28 protein-coding genes are annotated in these 26,806 nt (G+C 38.5%); 23 read left to right on the top strand and 5 right to left on the bottom strand.

Translation table 11 applies throughout. The features are described from left to right. The first annotated feature begins 14 nt into the window (after positions 1–14). Together ACNKXV_RS05230 and ACNKXV_RS05225 are read left to right on the top strand one after the other, a co-directional pair. The gene (locus tag ACNKXV_RS05230; protein ID WP_417906649.1) at positions 15–623 is read left to right on the top strand and encodes a DUF4254 domain-containing protein; all 609 of its coding nucleotides are present in this window, start codon (positions 15–17) and stop codon (positions 621–623) included. A gap of 9 nt (positions 624–632) precedes the next feature. After that, positions 633–1,688, top strand: a complete 1,056-nt coding sequence (locus ACNKXV_RS05225) for a glycosyltransferase family 9 protein (RefSeq protein ID WP_417906648.1) — start codon at positions 633–635, stop codon at positions 1,686–1,688. Positions 1,689–1,691: 3 nt separating this feature from the next. On the opposite strand, the gene ACNKXV_RS05220 is transcribed toward ACNKXV_RS05225, so the two are convergent. Beyond that, complete coding sequence (locus ACNKXV_RS05220) at positions 1,692–2,741, bottom strand: 2Fe-2S iron-sulfur cluster-binding protein (RefSeq protein WP_417906647.1); 1,050 nt, start codon at positions 2,739–2,741, stop codon at positions 1,692–1,694. Positions 2,742–2,838: 97 nt separating this feature from the next. Between ACNKXV_RS05220 and ACNKXV_RS05215 the strand changes: the two genes are divergently transcribed. From ACNKXV_RS05215 to ACNKXV_RS05125, 19 genes are all read left to right on the top strand, one after another. After that, a complete protein-coding gene (locus ACNKXV_RS05215) occupies positions 2,839–4,320 on the top strand; it encodes a DUF5687 family protein (RefSeq protein WP_417906646.1) in 1,482 nt (493 codons plus the stop codon). Between the two features lie 10 nt (positions 4,321–4,330). Next, positions 4,331–5,041 (top strand): ABC transporter ATP-binding protein, encoded by a 711-nt coding sequence (locus ACNKXV_RS05210; RefSeq protein ID WP_417906645.1) that lies wholly within the window; start codon positions 4,331–4,333, stop codon positions 5,039–5,041. 94 nt (positions 5,042–5,135) lie between these two features. Beyond that, positions 5,136–7,685 (top strand): type IX secretion system periplasmic lipoprotein PorW/SprE, encoded by a 2,550-nt coding sequence (gene porW, locus ACNKXV_RS05205; protein ID WP_417906644.1) that lies wholly within the window; start codon positions 5,136–5,138, stop codon positions 7,683–7,685. 12 nt (positions 7,686–7,697) lie between these two features. Then, a complete protein-coding gene (locus tag ACNKXV_RS05200; protein WP_417906643.1) occupies positions 7,698–8,096 on the top strand; it encodes a bactofilin family protein in 399 nt (132 codons plus the stop codon). After that, positions 8,074–8,292: an AtpZ/AtpI family protein gene (locus tag ACNKXV_RS05195; protein WP_417906642.1), complete on the top strand. Its 219-nt coding sequence runs from the start codon at positions 8,074–8,076 to the stop codon at positions 8,290–8,292. The genes ACNKXV_RS05200 and ACNKXV_RS05195 overlap by 23 nt, the downstream gene beginning before the upstream one ends. After that, complete coding sequence (locus ACNKXV_RS05190) at positions 8,293–8,676, top strand: hypothetical protein (RefSeq protein WP_417906641.1); 384 nt, start codon at positions 8,293–8,295, stop codon at positions 8,674–8,676. A gap of 135 nt (positions 8,677–8,811) precedes the next feature. Then, positions 8,812–9,900, top strand: a complete 1,089-nt coding sequence (atpB, locus tag ACNKXV_RS05185; RefSeq protein ID WP_417906640.1) for a F0F1 ATP synthase subunit A — start codon at positions 8,812–8,814, stop codon at positions 9,898–9,900. Positions 9,901–9,923: 23 nt separating this feature from the next. Beyond that, positions 9,924–10,145, top strand: a complete 222-nt coding sequence (gene atpE / locus ACNKXV_RS05180; RefSeq protein WP_072553516.1) for an ATP synthase F0 subunit C — start codon at positions 9,924–9,926, stop codon at positions 10,143–10,145. An 81-nt stretch (positions 10,146–10,226) separates the two neighbouring features. Further along, on the top strand, positions 10,227–10,721 hold the full coding sequence (locus tag ACNKXV_RS05175; protein WP_417906639.1) for a F0F1 ATP synthase subunit B: 495 nt from the start codon (positions 10,227–10,229) through the stop codon (positions 10,719–10,721). A gap of 3 nt (positions 10,722–10,724) precedes the next feature. Continuing rightward, positions 10,725–11,279 carry an ATP synthase F1 subunit delta gene (gene atpH, locus ACNKXV_RS05170; RefSeq protein ID WP_417906638.1) on the top strand — a complete coding sequence of 185 codons (555 nt, stop codon included), beginning with the start codon at positions 10,725–10,727 and terminating at the stop codon, positions 11,277–11,279. Between the two features lie 44 nt (positions 11,280–11,323). Further along, positions 11,324–12,904: a F0F1 ATP synthase subunit alpha gene (gene atpA, locus ACNKXV_RS05165; RefSeq protein ID WP_417906637.1), complete on the top strand. Its 1,581-nt coding sequence runs from the start codon at positions 11,324–11,326 to the stop codon at positions 12,902–12,904. Between the two features lie 117 nt (positions 12,905–13,021). Next, entirely contained in the window at positions 13,022–13,882 is an 861-nt protein-coding gene (gene atpG / locus ACNKXV_RS05160) for an ATP synthase F1 subunit gamma (RefSeq protein ID WP_417906636.1), read from the top strand. Between the two features lie 145 nt (positions 13,883–14,027). After that, positions 14,028–14,474 carry a hypothetical protein gene (locus ACNKXV_RS05155; protein WP_417906635.1) on the top strand — a complete coding sequence of 149 codons (447 nt, stop codon included), beginning with the start codon at positions 14,028–14,030 and terminating at the stop codon, positions 14,472–14,474. Positions 14,475–14,534: 60 nt separating this feature from the next. Next, complete coding sequence (locus tag ACNKXV_RS05150; RefSeq protein ID WP_417906634.1) at positions 14,535–15,986, top strand: oligosaccharide flippase family protein; 1,452 nt, start codon at positions 14,535–14,537, stop codon at positions 15,984–15,986. A 3-nt stretch (positions 15,987–15,989) separates the two neighbouring features. After that, a complete protein-coding gene (gene dut, locus ACNKXV_RS05145; RefSeq protein ID WP_417906633.1) occupies positions 15,990–16,424 on the top strand; it encodes a dUTP diphosphatase in 435 nt (144 codons plus the stop codon). Positions 16,425–16,474: 50 nt separating this feature from the next. After that, positions 16,475–17,485, top strand: a complete 1,011-nt coding sequence (locus tag ACNKXV_RS05140; protein WP_417906632.1) for a sugar phosphate nucleotidyltransferase — start codon at positions 16,475–16,477, stop codon at positions 17,483–17,485. Between the two features lie 4 nt (positions 17,486–17,489). Further along, positions 17,490–18,854: a tetratricopeptide repeat protein gene (locus ACNKXV_RS05135; protein WP_417906631.1), complete on the top strand. Its 1,365-nt coding sequence runs from the start codon at positions 17,490–17,492 to the stop codon at positions 18,852–18,854. Continuing rightward, positions 18,854–19,624, top strand: coding sequence for a lipoprotein insertase outer membrane protein LolB1 (lolB1, locus tag ACNKXV_RS05130; RefSeq protein WP_417906630.1), 771 nt, complete (start codon positions 18,854–18,856; stop codon positions 19,622–19,624). Before ACNKXV_RS05135 ends, lolB1 begins: the two co-directional genes overlap by 1 nt. Continuing rightward, positions 19,621–20,844 carry a murein hydrolase activator EnvC family protein gene (locus ACNKXV_RS05125; protein ID WP_417906629.1) on the top strand — a complete coding sequence of 408 codons (1,224 nt, stop codon included), beginning with the start codon at positions 19,621–19,623 and terminating at the stop codon, positions 20,842–20,844. The genes lolB1 and ACNKXV_RS05125 overlap by 4 nt, the downstream gene beginning before the upstream one ends. 61 nt (positions 20,845–20,905) lie before the next feature. Here the strand turns inward: ACNKXV_RS05125 and ACNKXV_RS05120 are convergent, their stop codons facing one another. Both ACNKXV_RS05120 and ACNKXV_RS05115 read right to left on the bottom strand, forming a co-directional pair. Then, on the bottom strand, positions 20,906–21,415 hold the full coding sequence (locus ACNKXV_RS05120) for an acyl-CoA thioesterase (RefSeq protein WP_417906628.1): 510 nt from the start codon (positions 21,413–21,415) through the stop codon (positions 20,906–20,908). Positions 21,416–21,471: 56 nt separating this feature from the next. Continuing rightward, positions 21,472–22,401: an HU domain-containing protein gene (locus ACNKXV_RS05115; RefSeq protein WP_417906627.1), complete on the bottom strand. Its 930-nt coding sequence runs from the start codon at positions 22,399–22,401 to the stop codon at positions 21,472–21,474. Between the two features lie 99 nt (positions 22,402–22,500). Between ACNKXV_RS05115 and dprA the strand changes: the two genes are divergently transcribed. Beyond that, on the top strand, positions 22,501–23,601 hold the full coding sequence (gene dprA, locus ACNKXV_RS05110; protein ID WP_417906626.1) for a DNA-processing protein DprA: 1,101 nt from the start codon (positions 22,501–22,503) through the stop codon (positions 23,599–23,601). Here dprA and trpS read toward each other — a convergent pair. After that, positions 23,598–24,566: a tryptophan--tRNA ligase gene (gene trpS / locus ACNKXV_RS05105; RefSeq protein ID WP_417906625.1), complete on the bottom strand. Its 969-nt coding sequence runs from the start codon at positions 24,564–24,566 to the stop codon at positions 23,598–23,600. The genes dprA and trpS overlap by 4 nt on opposite strands. A gap of 249 nt (positions 24,567–24,815) precedes the next feature. On the opposite strand from trpS, the gene ACNKXV_RS05100 reads away from it, so the two are divergent. Then, positions 24,816–25,385 (top strand): lysophospholipid acyltransferase family protein, encoded by a 570-nt coding sequence (locus ACNKXV_RS05100; RefSeq protein WP_417906624.1) that lies wholly within the window; start codon positions 24,816–24,818, stop codon positions 25,383–25,385. On the opposite strand, the gene ACNKXV_RS05095 is transcribed toward ACNKXV_RS05100, so the two are convergent. Next, entirely contained in the window at positions 25,382–26,782 is a 1,401-nt protein-coding gene (locus ACNKXV_RS05095; protein WP_417906623.1) for a hypothetical protein, read from the bottom strand. The genes ACNKXV_RS05100 and ACNKXV_RS05095 overlap by 4 nt on opposite strands. Between the last annotated feature and the right edge of the window lie 24 nt (positions 26,783–26,806).

The raw sequence follows: 26,806 nt of genomic DNA, 5'->3' as shown, positions 1-26,806 counted from the left end.
AAGAATAAAATATTATGTTTTCAGATAAAGCAAATACCATTTTTCGCGAGGTAATCGAGAAATATCATGAGAAGGATAGCGTAGATCAGGAATTTTCAAATCCCTACAGTGCAGATAAGAACCTGTTGGAACATTTGCTTTATAGAAAATGCTGGATAGACACGGTTCAATGGCATTATGAAGACATAATTCGTGATCAAAATATAGATCCGGTTGAAGCTCTTGAGCTTAAGAGAAAAATTGATGCTTCCAATCAGGATCGAACAGATACGGTCGAATATATTGACAGTTATTTCCTGAAAAAATATAAAGATGTAGAGCCAAATACAGATGCTACCATCAATTCAGAAAGTCCGGCCTGGGCGATTGATCGTCTTTCTATCCTTGCGCTAAAGATTTATCATATGAATGAGGAAGCAGAGCGTGAAAATGCTTCTCAGGAACATAAAATGGCGTGTAAGGCAAAACTGGACATCTTATTAGAGCAAAGAGTAGATCTTTCTACTGCCATTAATCAGTTGCTGGAAGCTATTTCAAAAGGAGAGAAATACATGAAGGTTTACAAGCAAATGAAGATGTATAACGACGATGAGCTTAACCCAGTACTAAGAGGAAACAAATAATTTTAAAATTTGGATAGCGCTGCTTCAAATCATTCAAAAGATCAGCACATTCTGGTAATTAGATTATCGGCCATGGGCGATGTAGCCATGACCGTGCCTGTTATTAGTGTTCTGGTAAATAAATATCCAGACGTTGTAATCACGGTTTTAACCCGATCCTTCTTTTTTCCTTTATTCAGCCACCTGCCCAATGTTAGGCTATATGAAGCCGATATCGAAGGGGTGCATAGCGGAGTTCTAGGATTGGGAACTCTTGCTAAAGAACTGCGGGACGAGGAGATAGATGTGGTGGCAGACCTACATGATGTGTTGAGGTCTAATATCCTGAAATCTGTTTTTTACTTATACGGTATTCCGTGCGAGCAGATTGATAAAGGAAGATCTGAAAAGAAAGCGCTAACCAGAGAAAACAATAAAGTTTTTAAACCGGTTAAATCAACGCATCAGCGCTATGCCGATGTTTTTGAAAAGCTGGGCTACCCTATAGACCTCGAGGATTATATAGTTCCACCACGCAGGCCATTATTACCGCATATTCACGAAGTAACCGGAAAACAGTCTCAAAAATGGCTGGGAGTGGCACCTTTTGCACAGCATAAGTCCAAAACTTATCCTGAAGACCTTATGGAAAAGGTGATTCAGCAGCTTACAGAAAAAGGTAATATTAAGGTCCTGTTATTTGGAGGAGGTAAAAAAGAAAAGGAACAACTGGAGCAGTGGGAATCAAAATTTGATAATTGCGTAAGTATAGTTGGAAAGTTGAGGTTTACTGAAGAATTAAGCCTTATCTCCAACCTGGATGCCATGCTTTCCATGGATAGCGGGAATGCGCATATGGCAGCGACTTATGGTATTCCGGTAATAAGTGTTTGGGGAGTTACTCATCCTTATACCGGTTTTAAAGCTTTTAACCAGCCTCTTGAAAACTGCATTTTACCCGATCTGGAAAAGTATCCTCGAATTCCAACCTCAGTCTATGGAAATAAAGTTCCGGAGGGCTACGAAGATGTTATGCGCAGCATTCCTCCGGAAAAAATAGTGGATAAAGTATTGGAAATTCTTTAATTCTTAAACATCGTCGAAATCGATCTTTAGATCTGAAGTCGTTGGATGTGCCTGGCAGGTAAGGATGAAACCTTCTTCGATCTCATCATCTGTAAGGATCTGATTTTTGCTCATTTCAGCTTTTCCTTCAGTAATTCTGGCCATACAACTACTGCAAATTCCACCCTGACAAGAGTAAGGAACATCAATATCATTCTCGAGAGCCACATCCAGCACAAAAGAATTTCTGTCCATGGTGAATGAATAATCTTCATCGTCCACACGGATGGTTACTTTGGTAGATCCATCAGTATCTCCTTTAATCTCCTTTTCTTCATTGCTGGGAGTGAAAAGCTCAAATTTTATATTTTCATCTTTAACTCCGTTCTGCTTTAGCACATCAGAAACGTGATTGATCATTTGTTCCGGACCGCACAGGTAGAATTTTTCGAAAGAATTATCCTTGAACTTGTTCTTGATAACATAGTTCACGGTGCTGGTTTCTATTCTTCCAAAGTGAGCATTTTCTTCTCTGGTTCGGCTGTAAATAAATTCTACAAATAACCTGTCTGGATATTTAGACTGCAGCTCCAGCAGTTCTTTAAAGAAGATGGTATCGTCAACAGATTTATTTCCGTAAGTAAGTACAAATCTGCTATTGGACTCTTCCTGAAGTACAGATTTTATAATGGAAAGAACAGGGGTGATCCCACTTCCGGCAGCAAAGGCAGCATAATCGCCGCTGTTATTATTAGGCGTAAAAGTAAATTTTCCTTCCGGCGGGTGAACCTCAAGAACGTCACCTGCCGTAAGCTTGTTGTTGGCAATTACAGAGAATTTTCCACCTTCAACCTCTTTAACCGTTACTTTAAATTCTTCTGAATTTGGAGCAGAACACAATGAATAGGCTCTTCTTATTTCTCCCTCATCAGTATCATATTTAATGGTGATATATTGACCTGCGGAATAACTGAAAGTTTCTTTTAGATTCTCTGGAATCTCAAAAGATAAACTTACCGCCTGGGAGGTTTCACGGATTATTTCCTTTATTTTTAGCGGGTAAAACTTGTTCATTATTTTTTATTTGTGCGCAAAAATACAAAGTATAGCGCTTTTAAAAATGTAACAAAAGTTTAAATTTCTATACCTATTGGAATAAACCGTAAATTTTATGTTTACAAAATTTCTCTGGCTTGAATGGAAATCTTTCATTAGATCGGCCAGTTTTGGAAAAAGCCTGGGCTTAAAGATCCTAATGGTCTTCCTGGCACTATACTTTTCGGCAATGTTCCTCCTTATGGGAATTGCCCTTTATCCTCTGCTTAAAAAAATGTATCCGGAACTGGATCCATTGGAGGTAGTAAACGGTTTTGCGCTGGCATATTTTTGTTTCGAATTCTTGCTTAGATTCCTGTTGCAAACTTTGCCGGTGCTGGATATCAAGCCATTACTTAATCTTCCTATTCAAAAACGAAAAGTTGTAAATTTTGTACTGGTAAAATCGCTTTTCTCATTTTATAACCTTGTCCCGGTTTTCCTGTTCTTGCCCTTTGCCTTGTTTTGTATTAGTAAAGGTTATCCGGTTTGGAACATGCTGGCATGGTTAATCGCGGTATTCGCGACCAGTCTGTGTATTAATTATTTCAATTTTATAGTGAAGAAACGCTTTACAGATAATATGAAAGCTTTTCTTCCCATAGTTGGAGCTGGAATAATTCTCGCGCTTCTGGATTATTATAAAATCATTGAATTATCCGGCTATTTTGGCGAGGCTCTCAATTATCTGTACCAAAATCCTGCTTTTGTATTAGTACCAATTGTCCTTCTTTTTATCCTTTTTAAATGGAATCAACGAAATCTTGAAGGTAAATTCTACCTGGACGCCAATTTAAGCTCGAAAAAACGGGAAGCCAATCTCAATGAATTTGGATGGACCAGAAAATTTGGAAGCATAGCTCCATTTTTACAATTGGACCTTAAACTTATCTGGAGAAATAAAAGACCTAAAACCATCATCTATTTATCATTTTTGTTTCTGGCTTATGGTTTAATTTTCTATCCAAACGAAACTTACCAATCAATGCCTGCGTTCTTCGTTTTTGTGGGAATATTTATCACGGGAATCTTCATTATAAACTTCGGACAATTCATCCCCTCCTGGGACTCCTCGTATTACCAGATGATCATGGCTCAAAACATTTCCATGAAGCAGTATCTGGCTTCTAAAATGGGTCTTATGACGTTTAGTGTGGTTCTTTTATTGATTTTTGCAACTCCATACGCATATTTTGGATGGGATATTTTGTTGTTGAATATTGCATGCGCATTTTACAATATGGGAGTGAACATTCCCCTTTTATTGTTTGCAGGTTCCTTCAATAAAAAAAGAATAGATCTGGATAAAAGTCCGTTTATGAATTACCAGGGAATGGGAGCATCGCAATGGCTGGTGGCATTTCCGTTATTATTGGTGCCCATATTAATATTTTGGCTTGGCAATAAATTTATTAGTTACGAGGTGGCAATTGGTATGCTGGGAGTTATTGGAGTTATAGGACTTAGTATGAGACCGGGGATACTTAACTTTCTCACTACGAGATATCGCAGAAGAAAATATGCGATGATAGAAGGATATAAACAAAAAGGCGATTAAAATTTAGACAATGATAACAGCTACAAATCTTTCAAAAATATACAACGGTACTAAGGTTCTGGATATTGAACATTTGGACATTCCGGCGGGCCAGAATTTTGGTCTGGTAGGTAATAATGGTGCAGGAAAGACCACCTTTTTTAGCATGTTATTGGATCTAATTCAGCCAACCACCGGTAATATTTTCAATAAAGACATTACGGTGAGTGAAAGTGAAGAGTGGAAACCATTTACTTCCTCGTTTATAGACGAAAGTTTTTTAATTGGTTATCTCACTGCTGAAGAGTATTTCTATTTCGTGGGAGACCTTAGAAACCGAAACAGGGCTGATGTGGATTCTTTTCTTCAGCAATTTGAAGATTTTTTCAATGGAGAGATCCTTGGAAGAAAGAAGTACCTTAGAGATCTCTCAAAGGGAAATCAGAAAAAAGTAGGGATCGTAGCGGCATTATTAGGAAATCCTGAAGTGGTGATCCTTGATGAACCATTTGCCAATCTTGATCCCACAACCCAGATTCGGCTAAAGAAAATTTTAAAGGAACTTTCCCAGACATCAGGAACAACGGTGCTCATTTCCAGCCATGATCTTATTCATGTGACTGAAGTTTGCGAAAGAATTGTGGTGCTGGATAAAGGGATAATTGTAAAAGATATGGAAACTTCTGAAGCTACCTTAAATGAGCTGGAAGATTATTTTTCCAGAGAATTAGCTGAGGGATAGACCGCACACATCTTGGACTTTAGAAAAAGAAGTTTACTTTTACATACTAAACCAGCTGTATCAAAGTTATTCATGATACCACAAAAGGTTCATATTGAATACATTTACCAGATATATTCTTTTTCTATTAGCTTCTGTGAGCATAATCGCCTGCTCCAGGAAGAAAGACACTTTTGTTAACCGGAATTTTCATGCTGTTACTGCAGAATATAATATTCTGTACAACGGCCAGGTCGCCTATGAACAGGGTCGCGAGGAAATAAGCCAGAATTACGCCGATAATTACTGGGATCTTCTGCCCGTTGAAAGACTTGCCGTAGATGATAAGATCCTTTTACCCGATAGTGTTCGAAACCAAAATTTTGGTAGAGCCGAAGAAAAAGCGGTAAAAGCGATCCAAAAACATTCCATGCAAATTAGTGGAAAGGAGCGCAATCCTCAAATGGACGAAGCTTATCTGCTATTGGGGAAATCGCGTTATTTTGATCAGCGTTTTGTTCCCGCCCTTGATGCTTTCAATTATATCTTATATCGTTACCCTGCGAGTAATAATATAACTCATGCCCGAATTTGGAGAGAAAAGACCAATATCAGGCTTGGAAATGAAAAACTTGCCGTTAAAAATCTTAAAAAGATTCTTGAATCTTCAAGGCTAGATAAAAAAGATATAGCAGATGCCAGTGCCAGCCTGGCTCAGGCGTACGTCAATTTAAATCATCTGGACAGTGCAGCCGTTTCTCTCACTAAAACAGCGGAATTTACAGCTGAAGATTCAGAAAAAGGAAGGTATTTTTATATTCTTGGTCAATTGAACAACAGGCTGGGAAAACCTGCTGTAGCAAACAACTTTTTCGATAAGGTCATCGATCTTAAAAGAAAATCTCCCCGAATCTATTATGTAAACGCTTATGTGCAGAAGGCGCGAAATTATGATCTTGATTCCGGAGATCCTCAATTTCTGCTAAATGTACTTACAGAGCTTGAACAAGATCGGGAAAACAGACCTTATCTGGATAAGATCTATTTTCAGCTTGGAGAATATTATAAAAACATTGACTCTCTGGAGATTGCCACAGCCTATTATAACAAATCCCTGGCCTCCCCATCCAGTGATATTTTTCTGAAGTCAATTAATTACGAAATTCTCGCGAACCTTAGTTTTGATGCAGCCGAATATCAAACTGCCGGGAAATATTATGACAGTACGTTAACGTATATGTCTCCTGAATTACTGGAATTCCGAACTATAAAAAAGAAAAGGGAAAATCTGGAAAATGTGATCAGGTTTGAGAGAATCGCTGAAGAAACCGATAGTATTTTGATGCTGGCAGATATGAGCAGTGATCAATTACTTGAATATTTTACCAAATATACAGATACCTTGAAGGCAACAGCAGTTAAGGAAATGGAAGCTGGAGAATTACCTGTTTATACATCGGGAATTGGGCCGCGAACTAATTTTCCATCGGCCGGGGTGCCTCCGGCCGGTGATATTACCACGGGAAATGCCGGAAATGTTTTTTATTTCTATAACCCTATAAGAGTTTCTAAAGGCGCACAGGAGTTTATTAAGACATGGGGAAGCCGACCCCTGGCTGATAACTGGCGATGGAGTACCCGCGCCATGAATCAAAGTACGGTGAATGCACAGGAACGTTTGATGGAAGTGAATTTTGACAACGACCCGGTATATGATCCATTGACTTATGTTTCACAGGTTCCAAAAGATGAGATTACTCTGGATAGCCTGGTAAAACAAAGAAATGAAGCCTATTACCAGCTCGGTATTATCTATCATGAAAATTACCGGGAATATGCCTTGGCTGCCGAAAGATTTGAGTTTTTGCTGGAAAACGACCCGGAGGAACGTTTTATCCTTCCGGCTAAATATAATCTATACAATATTTACGGAGCACAGGGAAGAATTCGCGATCAGGAAACCATGAAAATGGATATTCTTGAGAATTATCCCGATTCCAGATTTGCCATCTTTATTAAGAATCCTGAAGCTGTTACCGTAAGCAAAAATGAACCGGAAATCTTATATCAAAACCTTTATAAGCAATTTGAGGAACAGGAGTATTCCCTGGTTATTGAAGGAGGTCAGGAACTGATCGATAAATATCCCGGGGATCCGGTTATCCCGAAGGTGGAGTTGCTAATTGCACAGGCTACTGCAAGATTATATGGCTTAGAGGCTTACACAGAAGCTTTGGGCAAATTAGCATCAAATTATTCGCAAACCGAAGAGGGACAAAAAGCACAAAGCCTTTTGAATAAGGGGATTCCGCAGTTAAAAACTCTGGAATTTAGCAAAGACAGTCTGCAAAATAACTACAAACTGGTATATCCGGTTCAGGCTGATGAAAGCGAAAAAGAAACTGAAATTAAAAATGTGATCACTAAAGCTATTGCCGAACTTGGTTACGGGAATTTGAAGGTTTCAGTGGATATTTATGATCCTGCTCAAAAATTCATAGTGGTGCATGGTTTAACCGGTAAAGACCGGGCTCAGGGCTTCCGGGAATTATTACTGAACAATAAAAATTACAAATTAGACAGGGAAGCCTTTGTTATATCCTCAGAAAATTATAGAATTGTACAAATTAAGAAAAATTTAAGAAATTTTCTTGAGCTTAATTAAATTCTAAATATCATGTTTTCAGAGAAAAAGAACCCGAAATCCTCAAATTCTCAGGATGAGCAAAACAGAATATCTGCCGGAACTTTAATTACCGGTGATATCTTAGGAAAAGGATGTTTTAGGGTGGAAGGTACTTTGGAAGGTAGCCTGAAAACAGAAGGGAAAGTAGTTATTAGTGAAGGAGGATTGATTAATGGTACTTTGGAATGTGAAAATGCAGATATCGAAGGTAGTTTTACAGGAAAACTTTTTGTGAAAAATGTGTTGACCCTAAGAAGTCCGGCAAATATTGAAGGAGAAGTAGAAGCAGGAAAACTTGCCGTAGAACCGGGAGCGGTTTTTAACGCAACCTGTAAAATGAATGGGGGCGTTAAGCCTCTAAAAACAGATGATGAAAAACGATCAGCGTAACAAATATCTGGTACTGGTAAATGTCGCATTCCAAATGGGAATTGTGATTGCGCTGGGAGTATTCGCCGGCATCTGGCTGGATGAACAGTTTCCGAATAAATTTTCAGGTTTTACGATAGGGGTTTCCTTATTCGGCGTTTTTCTTGCGCTATACCTGGTTTATAAAGAGGTTAAAAATCTGGACAATAAAGATTAAATGCAACAACCTATTTTGAAGTTCTTAAAAGGGCTTCTTCCTTTTTCAATTTTACTTTTCGCGATTCAATATTTTACTGTAAATGAGTTTCTTAGTCTGGAACTTTATTATAGTACGATATCCATCTATGCCTTTCATGTACTGGCCACATTGGTAATTTATACAGCACTGGTTTTTGTAAATCAAAATTTTAAGGATAATACCGGATTTGCGTTCCTTGCCGGCAGTTTACTAAAAATGTTGGCAGCAGTTATCTTTCTTTTACCAATGATGTTGGGAAACCCAAAGGATCCGTTTATTGATATTCTTACTTTTTTTATTCCCTATTTTTTATTCCTGATTTTTGAAACTATATATGCCGTAAGGCTTATAAATATAAAATAAGTTACTGTCTATCAGTAAAATCGTTAAAATTCGAAAAACAAGTAAAAAATTATAACGGCTTCTTTCAGATAAAAATTAAAAGTATACCTTTGCACGGAAATTTAGAGCCCATAATTTTTAAGCAGAACAGGTCCTATGATAGCACATAAATCTTTTAAGATTATAGTGACGTTTACACTAGCCTTCGCCTTACTTCCTTTTGTAGCTTCCGCTTCAGCCGATCCGGTTGATCAGGAAACTGAGGAAAAGTTTAATCCAACCGATATGATTCTTCACCACATTGGTGATTCTCACGGATGGCATTTCTTTGGATCAGGCGAAAATTCCTATACCTTACCATTACCTGTTATCTTATGGACAGACAATGGCCTGGTAACCTTCATGTCCAGCGAATTTCATCATGATACCGAAGGGCATCATGTAGTTGAAAAAGACGGAATGAGATTCGTGAATCTTCATGAAAACATTTATATGTTAAACGAAGGAGCTGAAGCTGTTGAGTTTGATGCTGAGCATCACCCACTAAACGCATCAGAGCCTATGGATTTCTCTATTACTAAGAATGTTGCTGCAATGTTCTTAACGGTAATCCTTATGTTATGGTTCTTTATAGGACTTTCTGGATTCCATAAAAAGAATGACAAAGCACCTTCTGGATTTAACAATATACTGGAGACTTTGGTTCTTTTTGTTAGAGATGAGATCGCAAAACCTCAAATTGGGGAAAAGAAATATATGAAGTTTATGCCTTTCCTTTTAACGGTATTCTTCTTTATCTGGATCACCAACTTATTGGGATTGTTGCCTGGAGCTGCAAACGTTACCGGTAATATCGCCGTAACTGTTTCTCTTGGACTTTTCACTTTGGCTTTGATCATCCTGAACGGAAACAAGGATTACTGGAAGCACATTTTCTGGATGCCTGGTATCCCAACCTTTGTTAAGCCAATTTTGGCTGTGGTGGAAGTGTTAGGTGTTTTTATTAAGCCTATCGCTCTTATGATTCGTTTGTTTGCAAACATTACAGCGGGTCACATCATTATACTAAGTTTACTTGGATTGATATTTATTTTGGAAAGTGTTGGAGTTGCCGGAATTTCGGTGCCATTCGCACTTTTTATTACAATACTGGAATTGCTGGTAGCATTCCTTCAAGCGTTTATTTTTACAATGCTGTCTGCCCTGTTTATCGGGATGGCAGTTGCGGAACATGAACATCATTAATTTTAATTTTTAATTTATCTGTTATGGAATTATTGTATGTAGGTCTTGCAGCTCTTGGAGCTGGTTTAGCAGTTGTTGGAGCCGCAATTGGTGTGGGTAAAATTGGTGGTTCTGCTATGGACGCCATTGCTCGTCAGCCAGAAGCTTCAGGAAAGATTCAGACCGCAATGATTATTGCTGCTGCACTTGTAGAAGGTGTTGCCCTTTTTGGGGTGGTTGCTGCTCTACTTGGTGTACTTAGATAATCAAGAAAAAAAATGCTCTTCGCAACGGTTGGTTGCGAAGAGTTTTTAAAGTGATGTTTAAACGATTTTTATTATAAAACTATGGATTTAATAACTCCCGATTTTGGCTTGTTCTTTTGGCAAACCATCGTGTTTCTAGTATTGCTTCTTCTTATGGCTAAATTCGCCTGGAAGCCAATTCTTAATTCAGTAAGAAACCGTGAGGAATCTATCAACGATGCTTTAGCATCTGCAGAGAAGGCTCGTAAGGATATGCAAAACCTTAAGGCAGATAATGAGCAATTGCTTAAAGAAGCTCGTGCTGAAAGAGATGCGATTCTTAAAGAAGCCCGTGAGTTAAAAGAAAAGACCATTGCTTCTGCAACTGAAGAAGCGAAGGCAAAAGCAGATAGAGTTGTGGCTGATGCTAAGAAAAGCATTGAGCTGGAAAAGCAATCTGCAATGGCTGAATTGAAAAATCAGGTGGCAGAACTTTCAGTGGAAATCGCTGAAAAGATCGTTCGTAAGGAACTTTCAGGTAAAAATGAACAACACCAAATGATCGAAAAGATGCTTGGTGATGCTAAGCTAAACTAAGTTATGAGAGGAACCAGAGCCGCACAACGATATGCAAAGGCAATCCTTTCTTTAGCAAAGGATCAAAATTCGGCGGAAGCTGTGAATATGGATATGCATTCAATTTCCAAAACTGTATTGAACAGTAAGGAACTTGAAAATATGCTTACCAGTCCTGTAATTAAAAATAGTATTAAAAAAAGCGCTTTGTTGGAGATCTTCAAAGACCTTAATACTATTAGCAAAGGTGCTATTGATATCCTTCTTGAAAATGGAAGAATTGGTATTTTACACCTTGTGGCAAGGCAGTACATCGTATTGTTTAATGAACTGAATAATGTTCAACAAGCGGTGGTTACAACTGCTATCCCTTTAGATGCTGCACTTGAAAAAGTGATCCTTTCAAAAGTAAAGGAGCTTACAGGGTCTGAGGCAAGTCTTAAGAATGTGATCGATGAGAATATCATTGGCGGGTTCGTGTTAAGAGTTGGAGATTTGCAATATGATGCAAGTGTTTCCAGAAATCTTACAAGACTTAAAAGAGAATTAAAAGACAACACATACGTTTCAAAAATTTAATTAAAACCGGTACGCTCAGGCTTACCATTTTATCTTGAATAATTATGGCAGAAGTAAATCCTGCTGAAGTATCAGCAATATTAAAACAACAATTATCAGGTTTTGAATCCAAGGCCTCTGTAGACGAAGTGGGTACCGTTCTAACCGTAGGTGACGGTATTGCTAACATTTACGGTCTGGCTAATGCTCAATATGGAGAATTGGTTCAGTTCGAAAGTGGTCTTGAAGGGATCGTTCTTAACCTTGAGGAAGACAATGTTGGTGTAGTACTTTTAGGTCCTGCAAAAGAGATCAAGGAAGGTTCTACTGTAAAAAGAACTCAGCGAATTGCTTCTATCAACGTGGGAGAAGGGATTGTTGGCCGTGTGGTTGATACTCTTGGAGCTCCAATTGATGGTAAAGGTGCAATTGAAGGTGAGACTTTTGAAATGCCACTTGAGCGTAAAGCTCCCGGGGTAATTTACCGTCAGCCGGTAACCGAGCCATTACAAACTGGTATTAAGTCTATCGATGCCATGGTACCGGTAGGAAGAGGGCAGCGTGAGTTGGTAATTGGTGACCGTCAAACAGGTAAAACTGTGGTATGTATCGATACCATTCTTAACCAGAAAGAATTCTATGATGCCGGTGAACCGGTTTATTGTATATATGTAGCTATTGGACAAAAAGCTTCTACTGTTGCGGCTATCGCCAAGACCCTTGAAGATAAAGGTGCTTTAGCATATACTACCATTGTAGCTGCAAACGCATCAGATCCTGCTCCAATGCAGGTTTATGCTCCATTTGCCGGTGCTGCAATTGGTGAATATTTTAGAGATACAGGTCGTCCTGCATTGATCGTTTATGATGATCTTTCTAAGCAGGCGGTTGCATATCGTGAGGTTTCCCTATTACTTCGTCGTCCACCGGGACGTGAGGCATATCCAGGGGATGTATTCTTCCTTCACTCAAGACTTCTTGAACGTGCTGCGAAGGTGATCGCTGATGATGATATCGCAAAACAAATGAATGACCTTCCAGATAGTCTTAAAGACAAGGTAAAAGGTGGTGGTTCTCTTACCGCTCTTCCAATTATCGAAACTCAGGCAGGTGACGTTTCAGCATATATTCCTACCAACGTAATTTCGATTACAGATGGTCAGATATTCTTAACGTCAGACTTGTTTAACTCGGGTGTACGTCCTGCAATTGATGTGGGTATCTCTGTATCTCGTGTGGGTGGTAACGCTCAGATCAAGTCGATGAAGAAAGTAGCTGGTACTTTAAAACTTGACCAGGCTCAGTATCGTGAACTTGAAGCATTTGCTAAGTTTGGATCTGATCTTGATGCAGCTACCATGAATGTGATCGAAAAAGGTAAGCGTAACGTGGAGATCCTTAAACAGGGACAAAACGATCCTTACCCGGTAGAAAACCAGATCGCTATCATCTATGCAGGATCTAAGAACCTGTTAAGAGATGTACCGGTAGAAAAAGTGAAAGAATTTGAATTGGAATATCTTGAATACCTAAATGCTAAGCATAGAGATACTCTTGATACTCTTAAGGCAGGAAAACTTACAGACGAAGTAATTGATACTTTGACTCAGGCTGCCAAAGAACTTTCAGGTAAGTACAAGAAATAGTATTGAGTACAGGGATTGAAGGCTCAACATCTTCAATCCCGGTATTTACAAATAGAATTTATAAAGGTATTGAGCAGTTTTTTTAACTCACTGATCAATATTCAATACTAAATAAAAATGGCAAACTTAAAAGAATTACGTAGCAGGATCACTTCGGTTTCTTCAACCATGCAGATCACCAGTGCCATGAAAATGGTATCGGCTGCCAAGTTGAGCAAAGCTCAGGATGCAATTACATCTATGAGACCTTATGCAGAGAAACTTACTCAGTTGCTACAGGATTTAAGTGCTACTCTGGATGATGACTCTGGAAGCAAATTTGCTGAAGAGCGTGAGGTGAATAATGTATTGATCGTTGCTATTTCCTCTAATAAAGGTTTGGCCGGTGCATTTAACACCAATATCATCAAGAAGGTAAAAAACAAGATCCAGAATGAATACCAGGGAAAACACGTTGAAGTGCTGACACTTGGTAAAAAGGGTAACGATATTCTTAAGAAGACTTCTACAGTTTACAAGAATGACAATGCCATCTTTGATGATCTTAGTTTTGACAACGTTTCAGAAATTGCTGAAGAGTTGATGCAGGTATTTTTGGATGGGAAATTCGACAAGATCGATGTGGTTTATAACCAGTTCAAGAATGCGGCTACTCAGTATGTAATGGATGAGCAGTTTCTTCCAATAGAAAAGTTTGAAAGCGATAGCGACAAACAGTTGGATTATATCTTTGAGCCTTCTAAACTGGAGATCGTAAAAGAACTTATTCCTAAGTCTTTGAAAATGCAATTATTCAAGGCGCTAAGAGATTCCTTTGCTTCTGAGCATGGTGCACGTATGACGGCGATGCATAAAGCGACAGATAATGCGAAAGAACTTAGAGATGACCTTAAATTATCTTATAATAAAGCCCGTCAGGCTTCTATTACCAATGAGATCCTTGAGATCGTTGGTGGTGCTGAAGCTCTTCACGGTTAATTTTTATAACTGAATTTGATTTAGTCTTATTCTTGATTTGCTTTTAATAGCAATGAAGATAAAATTTTAAAAATGCCCTTCTTTTGAAGGGCATTTTTTATTTGGTACGGGTTTTGTTTTTATACCTTCAACTATAAAACCTTATATGATGAAAAGAACCTTACCATTATTAGCCGGAATATTTATATTAGCCATTTTTGCTTCTTGCGGAAGTAATAAAGACCTTCAGCAACGAGCTCCGGCACAGTTTAGTGAGATCTCCTATACTTATAATTCCAACGGTATCAGTTTACATATTCCCGTAAAGGCTATTCAGGAAAACAGAGTAAATTTGGAAGCGGTATACTTTCACGGGATGAAATCGGCTTTGATAAAGAGTGAGGATCAACCAAACCTATATGTGGCCAATTTTCGCATGGGAAGCGGTGAGATGGTAATGGATGTGGATCCCGCAAAGGAATACGGGAATAAACCTCCTCAAATGCCTGAAGAAAGCCCATTTTCCATAGAAGAAGATGAAGCTATTCTTGTATTTACCCAAAATGACAAATTAAAATACTACAAGCTTACAGGAATTGTGGAAAAGGAATAATTCATAGGACATAATTATCCTGAATTATTTAGATATTTGTATTGAACCAACCAACTCCTGTTGAGTACTTTTAAGAAACTCTTTCAACAAACATTTATCTACGGTCTGGCAACAGTGTTGCCAAGAATGTTGAGCTTTTTGTTGGTACCCTTATATACCGGTGTTTTGCCTACAGAAGAGTATGGTGAAATATCGGTAATTTTTGCATACTTCGTGCTTTTCAATGTCGTTTTGGCCTATGGAATGGAAACGGCCTTTTTTCGGTTTTATAATAAAAAGGATAATAAAACTGATGTTTTAAGCACCTCCGGCTGGTCTCTGGTGATTTCGTCCTTTGCCTTCCTTAGTGTGGCCTTTGTGATTAAAGAGTGGATCTCCGGCCTTACTGGGATCCCGCTTCGCTATATTGAACTGGCTATCTGGATCCTCTTACTGGACGCTCTGGTGATAATCCCATTTGCGTGGCTGCGGGCCTCTCAAAAACCAATGCGCTATGCGGTGATCAAGATCATCAATGTAGCAGTGAATCTTGGACTTAATGTATTCTTCCTTATTTATCTGGGAGACCTTGCAACTGAATTCAGTGTTTTAAATAGTATATATATCCCGGATTTTGAAATAAGCTATGTTTTCATCGCGAATTTGATCGCCAGCGGCATCACTTTATTGCTTATGCTTCCGTTTTACTTTAAAATTGAATTCAGTTTTAAAATGGCCTTGTGGAAGAGGATGATGAAATATGCTTTCCCGGTCCTTATTGCAGGAATTGCCTTTTCTGTCAACGAAGTTTTTGACAGGATCATGCTGGACTATTTATTGCCGCAGGATATCGCCAGGTCTCAAATTGGAGCATATTCAGCCTGTTATAAACTGGCTTTATTCATGACCTTGTTTGCAACAGCATTCAGATTGGGAATTGAACCTTTCTTTTTTAGCCATGCCGAATCTAAAAACGCTGCCAATACTTATGCTACCATAACCAATTATTTTGTGGTGTTTGGAAGTATAATTCTACTGGCGGTGATCGTCTTTGCAGATCTTTTAAAGGTTTTGCTCATCCATGATTCAGATTATTGGGAAGCAATGCAAATTGTGCCGTTAATTTTACTTGCGAATCTATTTCTGGGAATTTATCATAACCTGTCTGTCTGGTATAAGATAACCGACAGAACTAAGTTTGGAGGTTACATCTCTGTGGCAGGCGCAGTGCTTACCGTGGTTATCAATTTACTTCTTATTCCGGTTGTGGGATATACCGGGTCTGCCATTGCAACGCTCGCAGCTTATGGCCTCATGATGGTTTTATCTTATTATTTTGGACAGAAATATTACCCAATTCCTTATAATATGAAGAAAATAGGGGGGTATCTGGTCGTATCGATCATATTTTCAATTATCTCCTTTTATCTTTTCCGTGGAAATTATTTCGTGGGTATCCCTTTATTATTGATATTTATAGGGATCGTTTATTTTTCAGAAAAAGATCAAATCCTTAAAATCATACAATCTTAGATCATGGATATAAAAATTATAAATAAATCGGCTCATAAACTTCCGCATTATGAAACAGATTTTTCGGCAGGAATGGATCTTCGGGCGAATATTGAAGAACCAATTACGCTGAAACCTCTGGAAAGAACCATAGTGAAAACAGGACTTTTTATGGAGCTGCCTTTAGGCTATGAAGCTCAGGTAAGACCAAGAAGTGGACTGGCGGCGAAAAAAGGAATTACCGTTTTAAATGCACCGGGTACAATTGATGCCGATTACAGGGGAGAAATAGGAGTGATACTTGTAAATTTGTCCAACGAAGAATTCGTGATCAATAATGGGGAAAGAATTGCCCAAATGGTGATCGCGAAACATGAGCACATTTCCTGGAATGAGGTTGATATTCTTGGAGAGACTTCCCGGGGTGCCGGGGGATTTGGCAGCACCGGACATGAATAAAACAAAGAGCGGAAAGGTTCTTAAATTGATTAATTAGAAAAAAATTAAAAATGAAAATTATTGTACCAATGGCTGGTCGTGGTTCACGATTACGTCCACATACTTTAACTGTTCCAAAACCGTTAATTCCTATAGCAGGGAAACCAATTGTGCATCGTCTTGTAGAAGATATCGCTAAAGTTCTCGATGAGAAGATAGATGAAGTTGCATTTATTATTGGTGAAGATTTTGGCGAGCAGGTAGAAAATGATCTAATGAAGATTGCTAACAGCCTTGGTGCAAAAGGGACCATTTACTATCAGGATAAGCCTTTAGGAACGGGTCATGCCATTATGTGTGCCAAGGAATCACTTAGTGGGCCGGCGGTTGTAGCCTATGCAGATACGCTTTTCAAGGCAGATTTTAACCTTGATAAATCGGCAGATGCTGTAATGTGGGTGAAAAAAGTTGAAAACCCTTCGGCTTATGGAGTGGTTAAACTTAATCAGAACAACGAGATTACAGATCTTGTAGAAAAACCTGAAGAGTTTGTTTCTGATCTTGCTGTAATTGGGATCTACTATTTCAAGGATGTAGCAGTTCTAAAAGAGGAGCTTCAAAAAGTATTAGACGCAAAGTTATTGCGCGGCGGTGAATATCAGATCAACGATGGGATCGAAGCGATGAGACAGAACGGTTTGAGATTTGTTCCTGGAAAAGTAGACGAGTGGATGGATTGCGGAAACAAGAATGTAACCGTGGAAACCAATGGAAGAATGCTTAATTTTCTTCATCAGGATGGTGAAAAATTGATTTCAGATTCAGTAAAGATTACAAATTCTGAAATTACTGAGCCTTGCTTTATTGGTGAGAATGTAGAACTGATTAACGCAAAGATTGGCCCAAATGTTTCTATAGGTAGCGGAACTAAAATTGAAAATTCAACAATAAAAAATAGTCTTATTCAAACTTTTGCTGAAGTTAAGAATGCAAAATTGAATAATGCCATGATTGGTAATCACGCAAAATACAATGGAGAGTTCACCGAAATTAGCATTGGTGACTATTCTGTTTTAGAATAATTATATGAAAAAACTGATCAACATCCTGTTGCTGGTATTTTTCCTTCTTCCCTTAAAGGCACAGGAGGTTCCACCGGTTTTACAGGATGTTAATCAGGATGATCTGGGGGATGTTAGTGACGATTTTCAGGAATGTTTTTTTGAAGCCTTAAAACAAAAAGGCATCGAAAATTATGAAAAGGCGATCGCTTCCCTTAAGAAATGTAGGTCCATAGATCCGAAAAAAGCGGTTATTTACCTTGAGCTTGGAAAAAATTACCGCGAATTGTCTAATTATGGCGAAGCGATCAAAAATTTTAAAAAAGCTCATGAGCTTGCTCCGGAAAAGGAATCTGTACTGGTTTACCTTTTTCATACTTACGGCATGGCGCAGGATTATAAAGGCGCAATTGCTACGGTTAAGAAACTAATAAGTTTTAATGAAGATTATCAGGAAGACCTTGCTAACCTTTATCTCTTAAGTGAAGATTTTGATAAGGCCCTTAATTTGCTCGACGAGCTCGATAAAAAGCAGGGAGCCACTTCCTACCGTAATGCTTTAAGGAGGCAGATCTATGCAAGAACCAATAATACCGGTGCGCAAATAGAGAACCTGCAACAGAGCATCTCCAATAACCCTGAATCTGAACAGAATTATCTCAATTTGATCTATATACATAGTGAAAGGGGAGAGGACGATGAAGCATTTAAAGTCGCCAGGGAATTATTAGCAACAAATCCCGGCTCTTCTCTTGCTCATTTGGCACTGTATAAGTTTTATCTGGAAAAAGGCGATACAGAGGCTGCTACAGCTTCTATGAAAATCGTTTTTCAAAGTGAAGAGATAGATGCCGAAAGTAAATTTAGGGTGCTAAATGATTTTTTAAATTTTGTACAGGTAAATCCTGAATTTGAAGAAGAGCTTATTGAAGTAACCGGCAAATTGACAGAATGGGAGAATGCCACCGGACTCTATGAAAAGTTAGGCGACTATTATATAAAAAAGGATAATAGAAGAGATGCCCTGCAGTTTTTTGAACTTGGTCTGGATAAAGATCCATCCAATTTTGAATTAACAAAAAATACGCTTTTACTTCAGTTGGAATTTCAGAAATTTGAAGCAGCCCGTGAGGTAAGTTCAAAAGCACTTGAAAATTTTCCAGCGCAACCTTTATTCTACCTGTTACAGGGAGTGACGCTAAATAAACTTGCCGATTTTAGGAATGCAGAAAGCAGCCTGAAAGAAGGTCTGGACTATTTGATAGAGGATAAAAAAATGGAAGCCGATTTTTATTCTCAGCTGGTTTTGAGCTATACTGGTATGAAAAATGCAGATAAAGCTGAAGAATACCGCCGTAAGGCTGAAAATATATTAAAGGAGATCAATTGATGATGAAGAGAATATTATTGCTGGTTCTAATTGCTGTTTTTACTGTTTCCTGCGGAACAGGGAAAAACAAAGGCAAAATAGTCACTAAGAATGCAGAAGCTGTTTCTGTGATCAAAAAACATTATACCGGAGAAGCTAATTTTAAAACAGCTTCCGGAAAACTGCGTGCTGTATATCAAAATGAAGAAAAAACTCAATCCATAAACCTTAGCTTTAGACTGGAAAAGGATAAGGCTATTTGGATGAGCGCAAGCTTACTTGGTTTCCCAATAGCCAAAGCATATATTACGCCTAAAAGTGTAAGCTATTACGAGAAAGTTTCTCAAACATATTTTGATGGGGATTTTAGCCTCATTAGTGATCTTTTACAGACTCCGCTGGACTTTCAGAAGTTGCAGAATCTTTTAATAGGCCAGGCAATTTATGATCTGAGATCTGAAGATTATAATTTTTTCCAATCTCCCAGGGGATTTCAGTTTGTGCACGATAAGGATGCCGCTATGAAGAAGATGTTTTTACTGGATCCAAAGACGTTTAAAGCCTCTGCACAGCAATTGGCTCAGGAAAAGGATAATAGAAGCTTAACCATAACTTATTCCAATTATCAGAATGTAGACGGACTTTTGTTCCCAGAAAATATAAAGATCATCGCTAATGAAGGCGGTAGTAGCACCAATATTGAACTTACTTACAGGAGTATCAGTTTTAATGAAGAAGTAAGTTTCCCATTTAACATACCATCCGGTTACGAAGAAATTAGCTTAAAATGATAGGAAAAGATTGCTCGCGTTCCCTGTTCTACATTTTAATATTTATTCTAAGTTTTCAGTCGGTCACAGGCCAGACTAACAGAGAAGACCTTGAAAAAAGACGTATCGAACTTAGAAATGAGATTTCCCGTATTAATGAACTCAGGATCTCAAATCAAAAAAAGCAAAGATCTGTCTTAAGTCAGGTTGAAGATCTGGGGCAACAAATTAAAACCACCGAAGATCTTATCAAGCTTACTAACCAGCAGGCTAATTTGCTAACCAGGGAACTAACTACGAACTCCAATAAAATTGGTTCTCTTAGAAAGGAACTGGAACAATTAAAGGAAGATTATGCGCGCATGATCGAGAAATCCTATAAAAGTAAGTCTCAACAAAGCAGGGTTATGTTCCTGTTATCTTCCAAAAACTTTCTTCAGGCATATAAAAGGCTTCAGTATATGAAGCAGTATACCAATTACAGAAAACAGCAGGGAGAAGAAATTAAGGCGAACACCCTTGAATTGCAAAAACTCAATTCGCAGCTTATTCAGCAGAAGGAAGAAAAACAAAAATTAATTGCTGAAAACCGTAAAACCAGAGCACAGCTGGAAGAGAATAGAAAGAGTCAGCAGGCGCTTATGGCTACGATTAAGCAAAGGGAAGGGGAATTTGCGGCCCAACTGAAGAAAAAGCAGAAAGAGATCGATGAAATTGACCGCGCTATAGACCGGATGATCCGTGAGTCTATTGCCCGGGCTAACAAGGAAACCGGTTCCACCTCGAGAAATACTTACGAATTGACGCCTGCTGCAAAAGCTCTCGCGGCCGATTTCAATAACAATAAGGGAAAATTACCATGGCCGGTTAGATCTGGAGTGGTTACCATGAGATATGGGAAACAGCCACACCCGGTAGTAAAATCTGTAATGGTGAATAACAACGGGGTACGGATAGATACTGATAAAGGTGGCAAAGCCAGAGCCGTTTTTAATGGAACTGTGAGTGAAGTACAGGCGGTAAAAGGTGCAAATAAGGCGGTAATGGTAAGACACGGTGATTATATTACCATTTACAATAACCTGGAAAAAGTATTTGTAAGTCGTGGTGATACGGTAACTACCGAGCAGGAAATAGGTGAGATCGCTACCAGCAAAACCACGGGAAAAACAACCTTACACTTCCTGATTTATAAGAATGACCAGAAAATGGATCCGGCAGACTGGATTTTCAGAATGTAAAAAAATAGGGGATAGGCTCAGAACCTTTTGTTAGGATAAGAGCCTTTTAGATTATCAAGGTTTATTCGAAGAGTGCTTTTAGTTCTGTAGCTTCTGCAGGTTTTAATTTTCCGGCTAGAACCAGGCTAAGCTGTTTTCTTCTTAATGCCGCGGCATATCTTTCCTTTTCAATTTCAGTTTCTGGATTAAGTTGTGGTACCTGAATAGGCGCACCGGTTTCATCTACAGCCACGAAAGTATATATGGCTTCGTTTGCTTTGGTTCTGCGACCACTTTCCCGGTCTTCAACCCAAACATCAATAAAGATCTCCATGGAGCTCTTAAAAGCCCTGGAAACAGCTGCTTCTACCGTAACTACACTTCCTAACGGAATAGCTTTATTAAAAGCAACGTGATTTACGGAAGCTGTAACCACGATCCTGCGGCTATGTCTTCTTGCAGCAATACTTGCCGCCCGATCCATACGCGCTAGTAATTCTCCCCCAAAAAGATTGTTTAAAGGGTTAGTTTCGCTTGGTAGAACAAGATCTGTTAATGTAGTACGGGATTCGCTTGGTGCTTTAGCCTCCATGAAAATTTTTTTGCAAAAATAAGGAGGTTAGCACAAAATATGCCGTTAAGGAAGTATTAAAGTTCCTGAACCAGCAACCATGCTGCTTCGTTGGTCTTTTTTACCGCGTATAATTTATTGATGGCTTCCCTTCTTGTTTGATGGCTTGAATAAACCACCTGATGCAATCCATATGCATTCTCACCAATAAGACGGGCTTTATGTCCTGCTTCACGAAGTTCATCTACTTTTTTCTGAGCGTTTTCTTCCACTCTAAAAGCACCTGCAACCACGTGAAAATTACCCGATTGCTTTTCTATTTCAAAAGTTACCGCCGGCAAAGGATTGTCTATGACAAAGGTGGCCTGCTGGATTTGTTGTTGTAACTGAGTTTCAGCTTCCTGTTGCTCTGCAATATTATGTTTGGAAACCTGACTGCTGTAAATATTTAAACCAGCAAAGCTTGAAATTCCAAGGGCTACAAGACCTATAGCTGCATATTTTAAAACAGAATTCCTTCTTCTTTCCGGAGTAAAAGCGATTGGAGCTTTTTCTTCCAGTGCTTCAACCTGCTTTTTATAAACCTCACGGTTAACAGCTTCGGCTTTATAAGTACCAAGACCAAAGGACTGTGTAAGGAAATTAACTTCAGAAAAAGGTTCGAACTGCAATCTATCCTCTTCATCTAAAAAGAACTTTCCAATATGAGCCAATTCAGCTTTGGACTGATTCTGCAATGAATTTTCCAGATCGTAAACAAATTCCTGGATTATATTATTAGCAGTGGTATATCTAACATTTTCCACTTCGGCAATATAGTTTGCAAGCAAACCGTCATTCTTGATCAATTGCCTGTTAAACGAAATAACCTTTTTAGGTGGAAAGAATTCATTTGATTCTTCATCAATGTATGCTGATTGCTTTTGTGAAAGGAATGCACCAAAACCTGGTAACACTACACATTCGTATCTATAAAGCAAGTCTTGTATGTGGCTGGAAATATTCATTGAGTGCAAAAATATAGGTTATTGGCAGTTGGTTAAAATTACCGAAACTAAATTTATTAACAAATGTTTTTTTCTTTAATTTTAATCAAATTGTTGTGGATGGAAAATGACGACCTTTTATATACTCTTGCTTTGCAACACGTTCCTAATCTGGGAGATACAACGGCGAAAAAGCTTTTAAAAAAATTTGGATCAGCCAAAGAAATTTTCAAAGAGAAAAAAGGAAATTTACTTAAGATTAATGGAATTGGGGCCACCAGACTGAGTGAATTAAACGATCCAAAAAATCTGAAGCAAGCTGAAGCTGAACTGGAATTTATCGAAAAGAATAATATTAAAGTTCATTTTTATCAGGATACCGATTATCCGGAAAAACTTAAACATTGTCTTGATGGGCCGGTACTTTTATTTTCCAGAGGTCAAATAGATCTTCAAAAAAAGCGAATTATCAGTATAGTCGGCACCCGGCAGATCACTGCACACGGGATAGCTTTTTGTGAGAAGTTGATTGAAGAGATCGCTCCCCTTGATCCGGTGATCGTTTCGGGTTTTGCTTACGGTGTTGATATAACTGCACAAAAAGCAGCAGTAAAGAACAACCTTCAAACGGTAGGTTGCCTTGCCCATGGATTTAACCAGATCTATCCACGAACCCATAAAAAATATGTGAAGGAGATTGAAGAAAATGGTGGTTTCTACACAGATTTCTGGAGTACAGATAATTTTGACCGGAATAACTTTTTAAAAAGAAATAGGATTATTGCGGGGCTTAGTGAAGCCACAATAGTAATTGAAAGTGCAGAAAAAGGAGGAGCTCTGGTAACTGCAGATATTGCGAATTCCTATGACCGAGAGGTGTTCGCGGTTCCCGGTAGACCTTCAGATAAATATAGTCTTGGGTGCAATAATCTTCTAAAAGCTCAAAATGCTCATGTGCTAACCTCTGCGGCAGATGTTGCATATATTCTCGGTTGGAAGACTGAAAATAAGCCTAAGGTTGTTCAAAAACAGTTATTTATAAATCTTGAGGATGATGAGCAAAAAATTTATCAGTTCCTTGAAAATAGCGGAAAGACCGAGTTGGATCAATTAGCCCTGAACTGCAATTTTCCCACTTTTAAAACTGCTTCTTTACTGTTGAATATGGAATTAAAGGGAGCGGTAAGACCACTCCCTGGAAAACTATTTGAGGTAATTTAATACCCAACTTTCTCTCTCACCTTACTAAGAACCTGATTGGCTACAGTTTTAGCTTTATCTGCACCTATGGCAAGGGCTTTATCCAGTTCTTTAAGGTTATTGATGTAATATTCATATTTCTCGCGTGGCGTGGCGAATTTTTCTTTTATTAATTCGAACAGAGCCTGTTTAGCATGACCATACCCGTAACCTCCGGCTTCGTAATTCTTTCTCATTTCGGCTATCTGCTCCTCACTAGCCATTATTTTGTATAACGCAAATACATTACAGGTATCAGGATCTTTTGGTTCTTCCAGCGGAGTACTGTCTGTAGCAATACCCATGATCTGTTTTCTTAATTTTTTATCTGTCTGGAAAATGTTAATGGTGTTATCCTTGGATTTGCTCATTTTAGCACCATCGGTTCCCGGGATGTACATAGTCTCTTCCTCAACCTTTGCTTCGGGAAGCACAAAGACTTCTCCCATTTTTGCATGAAAGCGTGAGGCAACATCTCTGGTCATCTCTAGGTGTTGTAACTGGTCCTTTCCAACGGGAACAATTTCTGCATCATATAAAAGAATATCGGCAGCCATAAGCATTGGATAGGCAAAAAGCCCGCTGTTTACATCTTCCAGCCTGTCTGCTTTATCTTTAAAGGAATGAGCAAGTGTTAACCGCTGATAAGGGAAAAAACAACTTAGGTACCATGAAAGTTCTGTAACCTGAGGAATATCAGACTGGCGGTAAAATACACTTCTTTCAATGTCAAGACCACACGCAAGCCAGGTTGCCGCAACCGAGTAGGTATTCTGCCTTAAAGTTTCAGCGTCTTTTATTTGGGTAAGCGAATGCAGATCTGCAATAAAAATAAACGAATCGTTTTGTGGCTGATTCGCCATTTCAATCGCCGGCATGATCGCTCCCAGTAAATTTCCTAAATGTGGTGTTCCTGTACTTTGTACTCCTGTAAGTATTCTGGACATTGACTTTATGAATTTTGGTGCAAAGGTAAATTTTTTATAGAATTCAATCCTTTCATTTTATTACTTTTGGTAACTATGAGATATTTCAAATTGGCAGCCATTCTTTTATGGAGGATCTGGTTTTACATTTTAATCCTGCTACCAATTATACTCATGCTTCCTTTTTTAATAGTTTTTACCTTTTCTGAAAAATTTTATCCTCAATTCTTTATCTGTGCCAGGATCTGGGCAAAAATGATTTTGTACGGAATGGGTTTCCGTGTAAAAACTGTAGCGGAAAAATGGCCTAAAGAACACAAAAGCTATATGCTTGTGGCCAATCATGCCTCCATGCTTGATATCATGTTAATGCTGGTAGTCATTAAACAACCCTTTGTTTTTATCGGAAAAAAGGAATTAGGAAGGGTCCCGATATTTGGCTTTTTCTACCGTCGCACCTGTATCCTGGTAGATCGCCAGAACCAGAAAAGCCGTAAAGCGGCCTTTGAGGAAGCTCAGCGCAGGTTAAAGCAGGAAAACAGTGTTTGTATTTTCCCTGAAGGAGGGGTGCCACATGACAGGAATATCGTTTTGGATACCTTTAAAGATGGGGCTTTCCGTTTGGCGATCGATCATCAAATTCCAATTATCCCAATCACTTTCCATGATACCAAAAAAAGGTTTTCCTACGAGTTCTTTTCCGGCAGTCCTGGGAAACTTAGAGTGAAAATCCATTCCTTTCTTTGTACCAAAGGACTGGAACAACAGGATAGGCGAAACCTGAAAGAGGAAACCTATAAGATCATTTATGATGAACTTACAAAGCCAACCGTTACTTAAAATTTAAAGTTTAGCCCCGAGTAAATTCCGAAATTTAATGGTCTTACATTATCTACGTTGGTAAAGGTGTTGAACTGATATTTAAGTATAGGCTCCACACTTATTCCAAAGGAGTTATTCAATTTATAATCAAGTCCCAACCCAATATTTGTACTAAAACTGGTATTATTAATATTATTGGCTGTCCCCAAAACGGTTATAGAATTGCCTGCGACAAGATCAACACGGTTCTGATCTAAAAATAAACTGCTCACACCTCCAATAAGATTCATTCCAAACCTGTTGTCAAGAACAGAATATTCCAGCTCAACAGGAACCTCTATAAACCCGAATTGCTGATTGATCTCTCCGGGCGAATAGACACCTGTAACAAGGTTATTAGCAATTGCCGGGTTCGAGTTAACTTCATTAGGAAGGCCAGTTCTTATCTCAAGATTATCTTCTACGCGGCTAAGATTGTCAAAACCCTGGGAAGTTGCGGTTGGATAATAATTTATATCCTGAATTCTGTTACTCATGTTTACCTTGCTGATTCCGGTTCTAACCTTTAATTTACTTCCAACCTGGTAGGCGATCTTCATCCCGTAGGAAAAAGTGATTTCAGAAGTTGATTTATTGTTTGCAAATTGGTTCGAAAGCTCATTACCACTACCTGTATTGGCATAAAATACCGGTGCGGCAAATGTGGATAACTGTAATTTTTTAGAAGAAATATTTTGATCCTTATTCTCTTCCTTTTCTTCTCGCTGTTCTAAAAGTGCCAAGGCATTCTGTGAAGATTCAGTTTGATTATGCGGCATGTTTAAAGAATCCAATGGGACAGAATTTGCCAATCCGCTATTAGAGCTGGTTTCCATTTGATCCTGAGAATAAATCCCGGCACTGGAAATTCTGTTCACGGTTTTAATTTCGTTTTTATAGCGGTGAGCTACAGGTTCCGGTTTCTTTTGAATATACTTGCCTCTATTTTCATTTGCTGAAGTAGAATTAGTTTGTGCTACAGTTATAGTTGCACTTTCATTCTTAAAACCTGGTTTTTCATGCGACTCTTCTTCTGAATTATGATTTGCAACCTCTGAAGAATTCGTTGTGTTGGATATGCTGGATTTATCTGATTCTATATTTGGTTTAGGACTTTCAGGTTCTTCAATAACAATTGGATTCTCGTTGTTGTTATTTGAAAATGGATCGTTATTGAAGAAAAGACTGGCCATAATTAATGCTAAAACTGCGGCAACTCCACCAATTTTAGCCCAGAATGGCAGTATAAAAGGTTTCTTTTCTTCTTTTTCGTCAAGTTTTGAGGCGATTGAGCTCCAGACCTTTTCTGAAGGCTCCTTTTCAAAATCCTTGAATTTTTCCTGAAAAATCCGGTCTATGTTCTTTTTCTCTTTCATAATGATTGAACCGAATTATTAATA

This window comes from Christiangramia aquimixticola (genome assembly GCF_048285835.1).
In the GTDB taxonomy this organism is placed as follows: domain Bacteria; phylum Bacteroidota; class Bacteroidia; order Flavobacteriales; family Flavobacteriaceae; genus Christiangramia; species Christiangramia aquimixticola.
The sequence above is the reverse complement of the archived record's forward strand: the minus strand, read 5'-3'. Positions and strand labels throughout refer to the sequence as shown.

Excerpts from the sequence above, each read along its gene's own strand:
- ACNKXV_RS05195 (WP_417906642.1), top strand. The coding sequence starts at position 8,074 with ATGATGAAAAACGATCAGCGTAACAAATATCTGGTACTGGTAAATGTC.
- atpE (WP_072553516.1), top strand. The coding sequence starts at position 9,924 with ATGGAATTATTGTATGTAGGTCTTGCAGCTCTTGGAGCTGGTTTAGCA.
- atpB (WP_417906640.1), top strand. The coding sequence starts at position 8,812 with ATGATAGCACATAAATCTTTTAAGATTATAGTGACGTTTACACTAGCC.
- ACNKXV_RS05220 (WP_417906647.1), bottom strand. The coding sequence starts at position 2,741 with ATGAACAAGTTTTACCCGCTAAAAATAAAGGAAATAATCCGTGAAACC.
- ACNKXV_RS05155 (WP_417906635.1), top strand. The coding sequence starts at position 14,028 with ATGATGAAAAGAACCTTACCATTATTAGCCGGAATATTTATATTAGCC.
- atpH (WP_417906638.1), top strand. The coding sequence starts at position 10,725 with ATGAGAGGAACCAGAGCCGCACAACGATATGCAAAGGCAATCCTTTCT.
- trpS (WP_417906625.1), bottom strand. The coding sequence starts at position 24,566 with ATGTCCAGAATACTTACAGGAGTACAAAGTACAGGAACACCACATTTA.
- ACNKXV_RS05215 (WP_417906646.1), top strand. The coding sequence starts at position 2,839 with ATGTTTACAAAATTTCTCTGGCTTGAATGGAAATCTTTCATTAGATCG.
- ACNKXV_RS05095 (WP_417906623.1), bottom strand. The coding sequence starts at position 26,782 with ATGAAAGAGAAAAAGAACATAGACCGGATTTTTCAGGAAAAATTCAAG.
- atpA (WP_417906637.1), top strand. The coding sequence starts at position 11,324 with ATGGCAGAAGTAAATCCTGCTGAAGTATCAGCAATATTAAAACAACAA.
- dprA (WP_417906626.1), top strand. The coding sequence starts at position 22,501 with ATGGAAAATGACGACCTTTTATATACTCTTGCTTTGCAACACGTTCCT.
- ACNKXV_RS05140 (WP_417906632.1), top strand. The coding sequence starts at position 16,475 with ATGAAAATTATTGTACCAATGGCTGGTCGTGGTTCACGATTACGTCCA.
- ACNKXV_RS05100 (WP_417906624.1), top strand. The coding sequence starts at position 24,816 with ATGGGTTTCCGTGTAAAAACTGTAGCGGAAAAATGGCCTAAAGAACAC.
- lolB1 (WP_417906630.1), top strand. The coding sequence starts at position 18,854 with ATGATGAAGAGAATATTATTGCTGGTTCTAATTGCTGTTTTTACTGTT.
- ACNKXV_RS05200 (WP_417906643.1), top strand. The coding sequence starts at position 7,698 with ATGTTTTCAGAGAAAAAGAACCCGAAATCCTCAAATTCTCAGGATGAG.
- ACNKXV_RS05190 (WP_417906641.1), top strand. The coding sequence starts at position 8,293 with ATGCAACAACCTATTTTGAAGTTCTTAAAAGGGCTTCTTCCTTTTTCA.
- atpG (WP_417906636.1), top strand. The coding sequence starts at position 13,022 with ATGGCAAACTTAAAAGAATTACGTAGCAGGATCACTTCGGTTTCTTCA.
- ACNKXV_RS05230 (WP_417906649.1), top strand. The coding sequence starts at position 15 with ATGTTTTCAGATAAAGCAAATACCATTTTTCGCGAGGTAATCGAGAAA.
- ACNKXV_RS05135 (WP_417906631.1), top strand. The coding sequence starts at position 17,490 with ATGAAAAAACTGATCAACATCCTGTTGCTGGTATTTTTCCTTCTTCCC.
- ACNKXV_RS05120 (WP_417906628.1), bottom strand. The coding sequence starts at position 21,415 with ATGGAGGCTAAAGCACCAAGCGAATCCCGTACTACATTAACAGATCTT.
- ACNKXV_RS05125 (WP_417906629.1), top strand. The coding sequence starts at position 19,621 with ATGATAGGAAAAGATTGCTCGCGTTCCCTGTTCTACATTTTAATATTT.
- ACNKXV_RS05210 (WP_417906645.1), top strand. The coding sequence starts at position 4,331 with ATGATAACAGCTACAAATCTTTCAAAAATATACAACGGTACTAAGGTT.
- ACNKXV_RS05175 (WP_417906639.1), top strand. The coding sequence starts at position 10,227 with ATGGATTTAATAACTCCCGATTTTGGCTTGTTCTTTTGGCAAACCATC.
- dut (WP_417906633.1), top strand. The coding sequence starts at position 15,990 with ATGGATATAAAAATTATAAATAAATCGGCTCATAAACTTCCGCATTAT.
- ACNKXV_RS05115 (WP_417906627.1), bottom strand. The coding sequence starts at position 22,401 with ATGAATATTTCCAGCCACATACAAGACTTGCTTTATAGATACGAATGT.